12 protein-coding genes and 1 pseudogene are annotated in these 13,901 nt (G+C 55.4%); 8 read left to right on the top strand and 5 right to left on the bottom strand.

The window, feature by feature from the left end:
* Positions 1 to 44: 44 nt before the first annotated feature.
* Together rnr and ACB033_RS12600 are read left to right on the top strand one after the other, a co-directional pair.
* Positions 45 to 2,438 (top strand): ribonuclease R, encoded by a 2,394-nt coding sequence (rnr, locus tag ACB033_RS12605; protein WP_005308855.1) that lies wholly within the window; start codon positions 45 to 47, stop codon positions 2,436 to 2,438.
* Positions 2,439 to 3,066: 628 nt separating this feature from the next.
* Positions 3,067 to 3,222, top strand: a pseudogene (locus ACB033_RS12600) (IS481 family transposase); the annotation flags it as partial.
* Positions 3,223 to 3,289: 67 nt separating this feature from the next.
* Here ACB033_RS12600 and ACB033_RS12595 read toward each other — a convergent pair.
* The 3 genes from ACB033_RS12595 to ACB033_RS12585 all read right to left on the bottom strand — a co-directional run bounded on the left by ACB033_RS12595 (position 3,290) and on the right by ACB033_RS12585 (position 6,466).
* Positions 3,290 to 4,240, bottom strand: a complete 951-nt coding sequence (locus ACB033_RS12595) for a hypothetical protein (protein ID WP_371140543.1) — start codon at positions 4,238 to 4,240, stop codon at positions 3,290 to 3,292.
* A 149-nt stretch (positions 4,241 to 4,389) separates the two neighbouring features.
* Positions 4,390 to 5,469, bottom strand: a complete 1,080-nt coding sequence (locus ACB033_RS12590) for a hypothetical protein (protein ID WP_371140542.1) — start codon at positions 5,467 to 5,469, stop codon at positions 4,390 to 4,392.
* Positions 5,470 to 5,512: 43 nt separating this feature from the next.
* A complete protein-coding gene (locus ACB033_RS12585) occupies positions 5,513 to 6,466 on the bottom strand; it encodes a hypothetical protein (protein WP_139725745.1) in 954 nt (317 codons plus the stop codon).
* 866 nt (positions 6,467 to 7,332) lie between these two features.
* Between ACB033_RS12585 and rlmB the strand changes: the two genes are divergently transcribed.
* The 6 genes from rlmB to ACB033_RS12555 all read left to right on the top strand — a co-directional run bounded on the left by rlmB (position 7,333) and on the right by ACB033_RS12555 (position 12,498).
* The gene (gene rlmB / locus ACB033_RS12580) at positions 7,333 to 8,082 is read left to right on the top strand and encodes a 23S rRNA (guanosine(2251)-2'-O)-methyltransferase RlmB (RefSeq protein WP_124249354.1); all 750 of its coding nucleotides are present in this window, start codon (positions 7,333 to 7,335) and stop codon (positions 8,080 to 8,082) included.
* Positions 8,083 to 8,092: 10 nt separating this feature from the next.
* The gene (locus ACB033_RS12575) at positions 8,093 to 8,653 is read left to right on the top strand and encodes a Crp/Fnr family transcriptional regulator (RefSeq protein ID WP_139725744.1); all 561 of its coding nucleotides are present in this window, start codon (positions 8,093 to 8,095) and stop codon (positions 8,651 to 8,653) included.
* Between the two features lie 94 nt (positions 8,654 to 8,747).
* Positions 8,748 to 9,950 carry a lysozyme inhibitor LprI family protein gene (locus ACB033_RS12570; RefSeq protein ID WP_139725743.1) on the top strand — a complete coding sequence of 401 codons (1,203 nt, stop codon included), beginning with the start codon at positions 8,748 to 8,750 and terminating at the stop codon, positions 9,948 to 9,950.
* 66 nt (positions 9,951 to 10,016) lie between these two features.
* Positions 10,017 to 10,466, top strand: coding sequence for a GNAT family N-acetyltransferase (locus ACB033_RS12565; protein WP_139725742.1), 450 nt, complete (start codon positions 10,017 to 10,019; stop codon positions 10,464 to 10,466).
* Between the two features lie 218 nt (positions 10,467 to 10,684).
* Positions 10,685 to 11,545, top strand: coding sequence for a DMT family transporter (locus ACB033_RS12560; RefSeq protein WP_024942004.1), 861 nt, complete (start codon positions 10,685 to 10,687; stop codon positions 11,543 to 11,545).
* Positions 11,546 to 11,661: 116 nt separating this feature from the next.
* Entirely contained in the window at positions 11,662 to 12,498 is an 837-nt protein-coding gene (locus ACB033_RS12555) for a DMT family transporter (RefSeq protein ID WP_139725741.1), read from the top strand.
* A gap of 58 nt (positions 12,499 to 12,556) precedes the next feature.
* Here the strand turns inward: ACB033_RS12555 and ACB033_RS12550 are convergent, their stop codons facing one another.
* Together ACB033_RS12550 and ACB033_RS12545 are read right to left on the bottom strand one after the other, a co-directional pair.
* Entirely contained in the window at positions 12,557 to 13,408 is an 852-nt protein-coding gene (locus ACB033_RS12550) for a glycine betaine ABC transporter substrate-binding protein (RefSeq protein ID WP_139725818.1), read from the bottom strand.
* 31 nt (positions 13,409 to 13,439) lie between these two features.
* A complete protein-coding gene (locus ACB033_RS12545) occupies positions 13,440 to 13,889 on the bottom strand; it encodes a VOC family protein (RefSeq protein WP_117405012.1) in 450 nt (149 codons plus the stop codon).
* Positions 13,890 to 13,901: the final 12 nt, after the last annotated feature.

Here is a 13,901-nt window from a genome sequence, read left to right as displayed (position 1 = left end):
CTCCGATATAATGTCGCCGTTACCACCTACCCTAAGGCCTGCTTATGTCTCAAAAAGATCCTTTCCTCGAACGCGAGGCCGAAAAATACGAGAATCCGATCGCCAGTCGCGAGCTGATCCTCGACCTCATCAAGGGCCATGAAAAGCCCATGTCCCGTGAAGAGTTGGCCAAGGTCCTCAAGCTGACCGAAGAAGAGCCGCTGGAAGCCTTGCGTCGTCGTCTGCGCGCCATGGAGCGCGACGGTCAACTGGTCTTCACCCGCAACCAGTGTTACGCCCTGCCGGATCGCCTGAATCTGGTCAAAGGCTATGTGCTCGGCCACAAGGATGGCTTCGGTTTCCTGCGTCCCGAGGGTGGTGGCCCGGATCTGTTCCTGAACAACCGCGAGATGCAGCGCCTGATGCACGGCGACTATGCCCTGGTGCAGCCCACCGAGATCGACCGCAAGGGGCGCCAGGAGGCGCGTCTGGTGCGCCTGCTCAAGGCCCGCGAGGCGGACATCGTCGGTCGCTATTTCGTCGAGAACGGCGTCGGTTTCGTGGTACCCGACGACAGCCGCATCGGCCAGGACATCATCATCCCGGAAGGGGAGAACAAGGGGGCTCGCCAGAGCCAGGTGGTGGTTGTGCGCATCAACCAGCGCGCCACTGCCCGCTTCAACGCGGTCGGCACCGTGCTGGAAGTGCTGGGTGAAAACATGGCACCCGGCATGGAGATCGAGATTGCCCTGCGTACCCACGGCATCCCGCACACCTGGCCGGAAGAGGTGACCAAAGAGGTCGCTGGTCTGGGCGAGCAGGTGCCGGAGAAGGCCAAAGAGGGCCGCATCGATCTGCGCGCCCTGCCGCTGGTCACCATCGATGGGGAAGATGCCCGCGACTTCGATGACGCCGTCTTCTGTGAAGCCAAGCGCGGCGGCGGCTGGCGCCTGTGGGTCGCCATTGCCGACGTCTCTGCCTACGTGAAGCCGGGCACCGCCCTCGACACCGAAGCTTACCAGCGCGGCAACTCGGTCTACTTCCCCGAGTTCGTGGTGCCCATGCTGCCGGAGGTGCTCTCCAACGGCCTCTGCTCGCTCAACCCGCAGGTTGACCGCCTCTGCATGGTGTGCGAGATGACCATCTCCGCTGCCGGCCGCATGTCCGGCTACAAGTTCTACGAAGCGGTGATGAACTCCCACGCCCGCATGACCTACACCAAGGTGGCGGCGATCCTGGATGGCGATCCCAAGCTGCGCCAGCAGTACGAGCCGCTGGTGGGCCACATCGAGGAGCTCAACAACCTCTACAAGGCGCTCAAGCATGCCCGCCATCAGCGCGGTGCGGTGGAGTTCGAGAGCGAAGAGACCCGCTTCATCTTCAACGCCCAGCGCAAGATCGACCGCATCGTGCCGCTGGTACGCAACGACGCCCACAAGATCATCGAAGAGTGCATGATCCAGGCGAACGTGGCTGCCGCCCGCTACATCGAGAAGAACGAGGCCGCCGCCCTGTTCCGGGTGCACGACCGCCCGGGCGAAGAGCGTCTGACTGGCTTCCGTGACTTCCTGGCCGAGCTGGGCCTGGAGCTCAAGGGGGGCCTGGAGCCCGAGCCGAAAGACTTTGCCGACCTGGCCGCCAAGTTTGAAGGGCGCCCGGATGCGGAGCTGCTCTCCACCATGTTGCTGCGCTCCATGCGTCAGGCCATCTATCAGGCCGACAACATCGGTCACTTCGGTCTGGCCTTGAAGTCTTACGCGCACTTCACCTCGCCGATCCGTCGTTACCCTGACCTCATCCTGCACCGCGCGATCAAGTATCAGACCGCCAAGGAGCAGCAGGGCAACCTGCGCCACAAGTGGACCCCGAGCGGTGGCTACCACTACCAGCTGGAAGAAGTGGACCCGATGGGCGAGCACTGCTCCATGACCGAGCGCCGCGCCGATGACGCCACCCGCGACGTGGCCGACTGGCTCAAGTGCGAGTACATGCTGGATCACGTGGGTGACGAGTTCGACGGCGTCATCGCCAGCGTCACCGGCTTTGGCTTCTTCGTGCGTCTGGCCGAGATCCACATCGACGGTCTGGTGCACGTCAGCACCCTCACCAACGACTACTACCAGTTCGACCCGTTGCACCAGCAGCTGATCGGCGAGAACTTCCGCCGCCGCTACCGTCTGGGTGACAAGGTGCGGGTCAAGGTGATGGGCGTGAACCTGGACGATCGCAAGATCGACTTCGTGATGGTGGAAGAGCCCCTCAAGATCACCGGCAAGAACGCCAAGCAGGCGGTGCGCAAGATGGCCGAGATCAAGAAGGAGAAGGCCAAGAGCGCTGAGCGCCACGACAAACGCAAAGAGAAAGAGGGCAAGGACCACGGTAAATCAGCCAAGGGCGGCCGTGCCAAACCCAGCAACAGACGACCGAGCAAAAAAGCGCGCGACAAGGCCAAGGGGTAAACCCTCGGCCCATGCTTGGAGCCGGCGACCCGGTCTGAGGTCGTAAGGGGCTGATGGCCCCGGGGTATCTTAGCCCGGGTTATCACTGCAAAAGCCTGAGAGTCTTGAGATGAAAAAAATCCGAACCCTGTTACCGTGGTTCGGATTTTTTTATGGTCATCGAAGTGGGGAGACTTAGATTCTGGGCGGAGCTCGGCCAATCTCCTTGTCTATGGCGAGCATCTTGATGCGGCTATGCCGCATAGGGGTTTAGCCCTGCCCTGCGGGCTGTGGCGAGTGACTTTTCTTTGCGTGGCCAAAGAAAAGTTACCAATCGAGCGGCCAACCCCGGCAAGTCGTCCGCTACGCGGATTCCCTCGGCTCATTGATCGGGTCGGTTGTACCGCCGCACACAGCACGTTCATGTGCCGCCTGCGGCTGCGCCATCATCCCTGATGGCGCTCCTGACCTTGTGCCCTCCCCTCAGCGGATTGCAGGGGAGACCAATACCGTGCCAGCCTGTGACTGGGTTGACTGGGTTGACTGGGTTGACTGGGTTGACTGGGTTGACTGGGTTGACTGGGTTGACTGGTTGCTGGTCTGTGGGCCGCTACGCGGCGCTCAGATTGGTGGGTGTCCCAATTTCCCAGTAGAGCAGATGCAGACAGACCTGGATAGCTACCTGGAGCACTACAACACCCAGCGGCCGCATCAGGGCAGGATGATGGAGGGACAGACGCTTTACAGCATGTTCAAGAAGGGTCTGAAATTGATACCGAAGGAGGTGCGCTCTAAAGTAGCGTAAACAAGACACCGGTTTGAGGCCGGTGTCAGGTGATAACTAGATCTGTACAGGTGTCCAAATTTCACTTTTAGCTGTCGTTTTTATTTATCACATTACTTAGCGTCTTAGCTTTTCTTTCCATAAAACTAGATTTTAACATAGTAAAGTGATCAATATTGGTCCCAGCAGTAATACCAGAACAATGCTGTTCCTCTAGCATCATATCTAAAATATCTACACAAGCATGCTTAATAGTCTCAAGCATTGATTCTATGCTTATGCCTATAGATGTCCCACCTTTTACATATTCAAGTCCATTAATCACAACTATGTCTAAACCACCCATTTTGTAGGTGGTTACCTCACTATTACTCACATACGACCCATAAAAATCTGAATCAAATCCGTTAATTACGTCATCTACAGATAAGTCTAATAAATGGCGAAACAGTGAACGATTTAACAAGCGACCTCGATTGTTATCGATATACAAATAAGGAAAAGAGAAATGTTCATTATCTAAAATAGATAACGGTGCATAAGATCTCGCCATATGGTTGTGTTTTATATAATTATTCAGAACAAAAATCTCATGATTTTTTCCAATGAAAAATGGAGTCATCGCCGATATGTATTTCGATTTGCATTTTTTATAGAAATTAAAGCGGTACAACTCAGGACAGTTCGTAATGCCAACCTTATACTTTTTCATCAATTTTTGGATTAATTCAATCTTATTCTTATCTATCGCCTCATAATTAATTTTACATTCTGGCTTGATCAATCCAATACATTGTTGGAGAACCCAAGTATGATAATACTCTATAAGAGTAGAAAACCCGTTAATCAAAAAATCAATGTTGTAGTCAAAGTCTACTGAGTTCACATACCAAGTATCTCTTGGTTTATCTAACTCTGCTTCAATGAGTTCCGATATTCTTTTTATCTTTTCTAACTGGTATTCAAGGGAAAGATTAACATTGCAAACAATTTCAAACGTATTTTCTATATTGCTTCTTTCTCTTGGTGATAAGATCATACTTATATATCCATAAAACTCTGAGATAGACAGCTAACGCCCAATTAAGGGGTGAACAACGCATCCACCCAAACCTAAAGCATTGTGCCATAAACACTAAATTTGAAACTGCCAAGCGTTGTGAATCCCTCTTAAATTGCTTGTTAGTTCTATCCTTCGATGCTTTTAAGGGAAATCATTAAAACGGGAAAGTGCATTTTGTTTATCAACTGTAACGGTTGAGGATTCGTGCTGTCCGCACCTGTTATATAACGCACTGCCTTTGTACTTGCTTCATCATCAAAGTCAATAACTGACTGTGGTTCAACTATTGCGAGTCTAAACTCCTCATCGAGCCATACGTATTTATGAGCACGAGCTATTCGGCTTTTTTCTGAATTAAATATTGATTTAGGAAGTTTAGACTTTCGACATTGCGATAGTATTTCATTATTCAAAATATCCCAAGAGTGAAGGGTTCCCTTATTAGCGTAGTTTTCCCAATCTGTAATAAGCTGAAATTCTTCACCTACGTTTACATGGCTTAGTTGAGTTTTATTAATAAGAGCTTCTAACACTTCACCGAGACTAAAGCTACATTTTTGACCATTATTTGCAGGAGCACACATCCATCTAGACTTCCAATATGTTTTTTTACCCGGAGGACAAGCTCCAAACCAGCCATATGATAGTTTAGATCCACCACTTTTAGTGATTTTCAGATTTGAGTGAAGAGCTTTTTTACTTCTTGACGCTTTGAATAAGTCAAATGTAGGCCACTCAGATAGCAAAGCCAGTTCTTTTGCAGTACTGACGTTTTGCGATTTCCCTATTCCTATAGGAATATGTGGTATATCTTTTTTACCAGATCGTTTAGCTTGAAAAATCAAAGAGCTTGAATATTGCCTCTGACTCACTTCCTTCCCACCTTTTAAATAACAAATCTCGTTACTAAAAACAAAAGCTGCGTCACCTACTTCGACCTTTTTAGTAACAATGTGCCCATTGTGATCGACAACTTTTTGTTTAGAAAAGTCAGCCAAAGGTCTTTTATCAATCCAACATACTGCAATTTCTAATTTTTGCTGAAATTGTCTGCTATTACTTAAGTTCTCTGTTAAGACATTAAGTAACTCTGCTAAAAATCTAGGCTCAAATAGTTTTGACAACTGTTCTAATTCACCTGTGCCTGTCAAACTCAGGTATTGTGCATTAATTAAGCTATCTAGTTTTTTTATATCTACTTGCACCGAAACCACTCCTATAGAATTAACGCCAAAAACAGCGGCGCATTTATGCGTCCGCCTGATTTTTCTTGTTAGCTTTTTTTTCCATTAACTCCCAGCCTCCATCTTTGATTCTTTGCATTAAGCAGAATGGAAAAACCTCAAAAAAACGTTCTACATCTTCTTGATTTATAGTGCCTATGCTATTTAAGCGTCCGTCGGTTAATTGAAGCGCTATCATTTCCCTTGTTATTTCACAAAACTGGTCAACGTCAGATAGCAACCATGTTTCATGAAAACGACCAAAGAACTCATGCGGCAAATCATCAAGGCTGAGGTCGTTCAAATCGTGAGACCTTTCTTTATTTAATTCCAATAGAACAAAATCAAAGAAGTCACAAAGGTATGAATAGAGCAGGTGAGTCTGAAACGCAAAGTAGTAATCAGCAAAGTTAATATTATTATTCCTCTCGTTCGAATACACGTAGTGAGGCTGAATCAAATCATCTAAGTTAGAGTTGTATGCTTGGAAGCAAATCTTATGCTTTACATTTTCATCATTGATATAGTAAGGATTAACAGTAATCCCTCCATGAACTATTTTATTTCTAATCTTATTAAGACTTTTATACCAATCTAAGTTCAGATTCGGCAATGTATCTGCATACTGTTCGAAATGCCTCTCAAGATACTCGTACTTGTTACCATTTTTTTGTTTTGGAAAAATTAGCTTATCAGCAATTTGATATGCAATATCCCAAATTGTACTAATTTTGTAGTAGCAATACTCGACTGCACTAATGCTAACAAGCTTAGTTTGATCGTACTTATTAATGTAATCCTCATCTTTCTGAATTTTATTAATGTACGAGACCATGTAAAAAAGCTTTTTAAAATGCGTATTTAAGTTCTTTATAAGAAATTCGAGCTTCTCATTATCTATAAGATCCGGATCATGTTTATTTAAATACATGATGACTTTATAAATTGGGTTATCAACCCTTTTTGAATTTACATCCATTGTCTATTCCTATTTATAATAGCTAACAGTGATTAGATGGAAGGCGGTACTAATCCGTTAGCAGAGAATTCCATCTAACTCCGTAACATTTCAATCACCGCCAAGTAAAAATCATTATGAAATCATAATATTACAGATTACATCAGGTGTCCGTGCGTATTTGCTTGACTTCCTCTTTTTGCGCCACCATTAGCACTGTATGAAAAAACAGCGCACAGATCAGTCTTGGAAAGCGTCGGCTCATCACGCCTGCGTGGACGGCTCAGAAATGAATATAAGTCCGTCATCATGTTCAGTGATCGCGCCACTCGCTTATCCATTCCATCAGGCAAGGCTACCGCCCCTGAATTTCAGCCTCCAGTCTGCTGCTATTTACCTGCGTGGTTTCGTTGGCCCGGTTCATGGGTGACTCCGACGAGATGGTTGCCAAACGGCTATGGTAGCGAGTGCTGGCGGGGAGAAAAGAGGGGAGTAATGATTTCCTGAGCAGGATCAACAAATTAATTGGCATGGGGGGGCTTTGTGCGTAGTGCGCCAATACGGTGAGTTTCAGGTATCAGCAAGTGCATCAGAGGGGCGGGGGAAGGCCTTCTTGGTGACTTCTTGGGCCAGCAAGAAGTCACTCGCCGCAGCCCGCAGGGCGGGCGACCCCCGCATAGTGGCAATCCCGCAGGGATTGGGATGCTTGGCACAGGTGAAGGAGCTTGACCGAGTACCTCCCTTCTCCCTAGATGCCGGTGTCTCTGGTATGATGCGCCATCATTTAGCGACCGGTGACGACGCCAGCATCATGCTGGTCAGGCTGCCGGTAGGGCCATTTTTCTTTGGGGCGCACTGAGTGCGACCCGACACCACGGATCTTGAACATGAGCAGTGAACTGATTTACGGCATCCACGCCGTGGCCGCCCTTCTTGAGCGCGAGCCGGAGCGTTTCATCGAAGTGTGGGCCCTCAAGGGCCGCGATGACGACCGGCTGCAGCCCCTGCTGGCGGAGCTGGATGCGCTCGGCCTCAAGGTGCAGAGCGTGAACCGCAAGACGCTCGACGACAAGGCGGAGGGCAACAATCACCAGGGCATCATGGCCCGGCTGAAGGAGGCGCCCAAGCTGGCCGAGCACGACCTGGCCAGCCTGCTGGATAAGCTGGCCGAGCAAGAAACCGTCCCCTTCCTGCTGGTGCTGGACGGGGTGACCGATCCGCACAACCTGGGTGCCTGCCTGCGCAGCGCCGATGCGGCCGGCGTCCATGCGGTGATCGTGCCGCGCGACAAGGCCACCGGGCTGACTCCGATCGTGCGCAAGGTCGCCTGTGGCGCCGCCGAAGTGGTGCCGCTCATTCAGGTCACCAACCTGGCTCGCAGCCTGCGCGAGCTGCAGGAGCGTGGCGTCTGGCTGGTCGGCACCGCCGGTGAGGCGGATCACGACCTCTATCAGGCCAAGCTGACCGGCCCGATGGCGCTGGTGATGGGCGCAGAGGGCAAGGGCATGCGTCGCCTCACCCGCGAGCACTGCGACGAGCTGGTGAGCATCCCGATGGCAGGGGCGGTATCCAGCCTCAACGTCTCGGTGGCGACCGGCGTCTGCCTGTTTGAAGCCGTGCGCCAGCGTCGTGCCTGAGGCGAGCTGAATGGACAGACCCCCGTTTTGCCGGGATAGGGTCACGGATGAGCAGGAGGCCGCGCGCCTCCTCTCTTTTGCCCGGCCGCTGACCCTGAGCCCCCGTGCCTGCCTCTGGCATGCCGGCGATCGACCCGATCTGCTGGTGATGGTGGAGCAGGGGCTGCTGCGGGCCAAGGTGGTGCTGGCAGACGGCCGCGAGTACATCAAGGAGTTCTACTGGGAGGGGGATGAGTTCCTCGACTTCCACCACCTGCTCAGCGGCGAGCCGGCCCGCTACAGCGTGGAGGCGCTGGAGCCCTGTCGGCTCTTGCTGTTCAATCTGGCCGACCTGCGCACTATCTCCTGCTGGCCCGCCTGGTATCAGCATCTGTTGGCGGTGCAGCTGCGCATCAAGGAGGAGAAGGAGCTGCTGCTCTTGACCGAGAGCCCGCAGGCCCGTTATCAGCACTTTCTGCGCAGTTTTCCCGCTCTGGAGGCCAGGGTGCCCGATCACCAGATCGCCGCCTACCTCGGCATCACCCCCATCAGCCTGAGCCGCATTCGTAAGAGAATGCGTAATACACTCTGATCGTCGTATGGCGTATTGCAGGCATACGGCGCTGTTGCCACTCGAGAATCTCCGTATGATGTGCACGGTTCGCCATGAGTCCGGGAGTGCACATATGAGAAGGTTTGTTACCCATTCTGCTTTTTATCTGTTGTGGTTGCTGACCACGGTAGGGGCGTGTGTTGGTTCGGCCACCGCACAGGCAGCCTCGTTTGATTGCGGGGTGGCCAGCACGGTCATCGAACACACGATTTGCCAACAAGATGCGCTAGGTGCACTCGACAGTCAGCTGGCCGATCGCTATGAACATGCTCGTGATAGTGCTGATTCATCTCAAGCGGATGTACTGCTTGCCGAACAGCGTCAGTGGCTTAAACAGCGTAACGCCTGCAGTAAGAAGACATCGCAACTGCCAGAGTGCTTGCGAGACAGCATGGCGCACCGTATCAAAGCGCTCGGCGAGCAGATCGCACAACAAGACAAGGCGTTCACCGAGACAGTGCAACTGATCCAGGTCGATCCCGCCGCTGCTGCGGTCAAGCTGAGTGATTACCGTAGTGCAGAAGCCTCGGCGTGGCTGCTCTATCTCCATCAGTTCGAACCGGCGAGCGGGGTCAGCGACCAGCAAGCGCGTGCTCGCTATGCCCAGATATTGGCCAGATTTAATGACGAATACACCGCTTCTATGGCCGCCGATTTGGGATATGAGAAGCCCGCAACCCGTGCCAGTGCGACCTTGACCTTGCTGCGTCTGGTGCTGGAAGAGCGATCCAATCCCGAGTCACTGCGGCACTGCTTTATCTTTAAACGCATCGGCTGGCCTGCATATGACGCCTTTGGCGGGCTCTGGGGATCAAGCCGCGATAACATGGCGCCTTACTGCTCTCTTCCCGATGATCTGTTCCAGCGTCTGGCCTGGCAGCATCTTCTCCAGCTCTTCAATACACAGATGGAACGCATTTCATCCTCTTTTGGCACCATAGTTTTCGGTACCTTCGCCGATTGGCGGATAGACGAGCTGCATATCAATCTTGCCCCCGAGGATTTTATTGTTATCGATAAAGCAGGGAGGTCGACCTCGGCTGCTGAACCACGGATACGCAACGGGGATGCGAAGGTATGGCCGGTCGCCGAGCGTGAGGCCATGCTCAAGGCGATAGTAGAGGTGCGGCAGCTCACACTGACCTGGCTGCAGGAAGAGAAGGGAATGTCGGTCCAAAACGCCGAGCTCGCCATGAACCACATCGTGGCAATCTGGCTTAATCAGCGCCTAGATTTCATCGAAGAATGGGACTTGATCGAGGATGCCTCACATTAACAATGGTTAATGAAGGGGGGTGGCGCATCGACTATGCTGCACCTTTCCCTTTACATGGAGTCGCGGATGAACTGGATCCTGAAACCCTGGTGCGAACTCACCACGGACGAGCTGTATGACCTGTTGGCCCTGCGGGTCGAGGTGTTTGTGGTCGAGCAGACCTGTCCCTTCCAAGACCTGGATGGTCTAGACCGCCGGGATGGAGTACTGCACCTGCTCGGCTGGCAGGATGGGGCACTGGTGGCCTATGCCAGGCTGATGGCACCCGGTGTGGCCAAGAGTGAGCAGGTGGTGATCGGCCGGGTGGTGACTGCCCCCGAGGCGAGAGGCGATGGCCTGGGCCACCGTCTGATGCAGCAGGCACTGCAGGAGTGTGCCCGGCTGTGGCCCGAGGTCAGCATCTATCTGGGGGCGCAGGCGCACCTGCAGGGCTTCTACGGCCGTCACGGCTTCACCGCCGTGGGTGAACCCTATCTGGAAGATGACATCCCCCACATCGGCATGAGCTCCTCTTAATGCCTTTTAGGCATAACAATGAAATTATTATGTCTTGAGGTAGTAAAGAAAACGGGTGCCTGGCGCCATGTTAGTGGGTACCCTCTGAGTGATTAATCGGCAACCGTTGATGGATAGGTTTTAAAAATGGTCTTTTACCCCATTAATACAGAACAAGATTCAGCGATTGAGCCGTTGAGCCATTTTATTTGCGTTCGTCACACGAGCGGTTGTCGCTGATGGAGTTGTTGCGCAAGCGGTTCGCACTGGACCTGCAAACCTTCGCCATCATCACCCTGGTGCTGGGCAATCTGGCCCAGGCCTTCTCCGACGTGCTGGTCAAGCTGATCGGCCCCGGTTTCAGCCCCTTCCAATACATGTTCCTGCGCCAGCTGCTGACCCTGCTGGTGCTGCTGCCCTTCATGCTGCGGGTGCCGCGCTCGGCCTGGGGGCTGGGTGCCTGGAAGTGGCACCTGCTGCGCGGCCACCTCTGCCTGCTCGGCGGCGGTGGCATGATGCTGGCTCTGACTCAGCTGCCGCTGGCCACGGCTAACGCCATCTTCTATGTCTCCCCGCTGCTGACGTTGCCACTGGCAGCCTGGCTGCTCAAGGAGAAGATCCACCCCAGAGTCTGGCTTCTGAGCGGCATGGGGCTGCTCGGGGTAGTGTTCGTGCTGCGGCCGGGGGATTTCCATCTGGCCGGGCTGGGCGCCCTGGTGACCGCCTTCACTCTGGCGCTGTTCAACATCACGGGACGCAAGTTGCCGGCCGGGATCTCGGTGGTGGCGACCCTGTTCTGGGCCAACCTGCTGGCTCTGCCGTTGACCGCCGGGCTGGCGGTACATCAATGGCAGCCGGTGGACTGGCGACTGCTGGTGCTAATCGGTGGCAGCGGCGTCATGCAGCTGCTCTATCACGCCAGCTGCTTCTATTCCTATCGTCAGGTGGAGGCCAACCGCATCGCGGCGACCGAGTACTCGGGTCTGATGTTCGTGGTACTGCTGGGGGTCTGGCTGTTTGGCGAGATCCCGGCGTGGAACCTCTGGGTCGGGGTGAGCTTCATCCTGCTGGCCATTCACTGGCAGCGCCGGTTGCGCTGAGGCCAGGCCGGCAGCAGGCTGCCGGATGAGAAAAACAGGCATCTTATGAGGCCGCTCTCTGTCATGGCCGGGCAAACCGGGTATGCTGGGCGGCCTGTTGCTATCGGAACCCTGTCGTGACCCCAACCATCTTTGCCGCCATCCTGCTGGCAGCCCTGCTGCACGCGCTCTGGAATGCGCTGGCCAAGCGCCAGGCCGAGGGGCGCGTCAGCGTCCTGCTGGTCTCCCTCTGCTCCGGTCTGTTTGCCGCCCCCTTTCTCCCCTTGGTGGGCTGGCCGGTGGCGGCCGAGTATCCCTGGCTGGCGCTCTCCATCCTGCTGCACTGCGGCTACTGCCTGTTTCTCGGCCGAGCCTACCGGCTGGGTGAGTTTGGCCAGATCTATCCGCTGGCCCGGGGCTGTGCCCCTCTGGTGACCCTGCTGTTCGGTGCCCTGCTGCTGGGTGAAGTACCGGGAATGGTGGCGGTGACGGGAGCCGTAGTGCTGGTGAGCGGCGTGCTGCTGATGGCGTGGCGCGGTGGCCTGCGGCTGGCACCGGCCGCGCTGCAGGCGGTGCTTGTCACGGCGCTGTTTACTGCCTCCTATACCCTGTCCGATGGGGCGGGGGCTCGCTCGGCCGGCGAGCCGGTGCGTTACACCCTCTGGCTGTTCACCCTCACCGCGCTGATGATGCCGCTGCTGATGCGCTGGCAGAACCGCACCGCCTGGCGCGAGCTGGGGCCTGCGGCGTGGCGCAGCGGCGCCATCGGTGGCGCCCTGTCGCTGTTGGCCTACGGTATCGTCATCTGGGCCATGACCAAGGCACCCATCGGCCTGGTGGCGGCCCTGCGCGAGAGCAGCGTGTTGTTTGCGGTGCTGCTCTCCTGGGGCTGGCTGGGGGAGACGCTGGGGCGGGTCAGGCTGCTGGCCGCCCTGATTATCCTGGGCGGGATCCTGCTGATCCGCCTCGGCTAGGGGCCTGCCCCCTCGGTGCTGACGGCCGCCCCCGACCTGGATGCCGGCGGCGGCGACATCAGGCTGGTTGCTGCAAGGCGGCAATGGCTTCCCGGGCGACCCGGTCGAGGGGCTCGCCGAGCCGGCTGACCCGATAGTCGAGGCGCTCTATCAGCTCGTTGCCAAAGCGCAGCTTGTCCAGCGCTGTGAGGGTGGCGCCGTCCAGTTTGTCCAGGCGATCCTCCCGTATCAGCAGCACGGCCCTGTCGACCCTGCCCAGCAGCCCTCCGGGTTCTTTCAACTCACGGATGGGATGGATGGCGTGCAGGAACTGGGGGCGCCACAGGGGCACTATGGCCCAGCGTTGCTCGGCCACGGCCTGCTCAAAGGCGGCCAGACACTGCTCCTGTGTCCCGTTCAGGAAGCGGTAACCCGCCTGCTCGAGCCCGTACACCCTTATGATCTCCCGCGAGAAGCGGCTGATGCCAGCCCCCGGACCGATCCCCTGGATCTGCGGGGTCATGCGCCGTCTCACCTCGGGGCGCAGCAGGTCGGCGACCTCGGCCACCTGATCGACGGGAACATAGTCCGGGACGCCCCACAGGGCATAGGGCTGGTAGTGCAGCCCCAGCTCACGCACGGCCACCCGCTTCTCGACCTCGGCTTTGTAGATGCCGTGGCTGGCAGGCAGCCAGGCGGAGGCCAGCAGATCGATCTCGCCGCTGGCGAGCCGTTCAAAATTGGCCTCATGGGGGGCGTAGCTGCGGGTGACCCGGTAGCCCCGCTGCTCCAGAACGGCAGTCACCAGGGCCCCGGTCATGCGGTGGAATGAGAGATCCGTGATGCCGAGCCTGAGCTGGGGGCCAGCGCCCTGGCCCGAGGGGGTGCGAGGGCTTGCCAAGGCCCGCCCCGCCACTGCCAAGGTGCCCATGGCAATCGCGCTTTTGATGAAGTGTCGTCTGTTACTCATCCCTATCTCCCCCGGTCGGCGGGTTGTCGTGCTGGTCTATGTCCGTCTGGGTGAAGAGCAACTCGACCGGCACCCCGTTGTTATCCCTCAGAAAGAGCTGCAGCTCGTTGCGCTCCGGGATGACCCGGCTGACGAAGGGCACCTCCAGTCGCAGCAGGCGAGCCTGCGTCTCTACAGGATCCGAGGCACTCAGCGAGATGTGATCGATGCAGCCGCTGCCTTGCTCCGTCTCCCGTTTCCCCAGATAGTCGGTCAGTCCTTGGCCCTGGGTGTTGGCAACGATGTGCAGCAGGGGGCGCCCTCCTGCGTAGAGCCAGCAACCCGGAAAAGGAAAGGGGGGCCTCCCCCCTTCCTGCAGGCCGATGGCATCGCGATAAAACGCTATGGTCTGCTCCAGCTGATCCGTGCGAAGCGTGACGTGGTCGATGGCATGTATGGTCATATGGCCTCCTGT

It is taken from the genome of Aeromonas sp. S15(2024) (genome assembly GCF_041402265.1).
Taxonomy (GTDB): domain Bacteria; phylum Pseudomonadota; class Gammaproteobacteria; order Enterobacterales; family Aeromonadaceae; genus Aeromonas; species Aeromonas dhakensis.
Note: the sequence above shows the minus strand (reverse complement) of the source record. Positions and strands in the feature narration are given on the sequence as shown.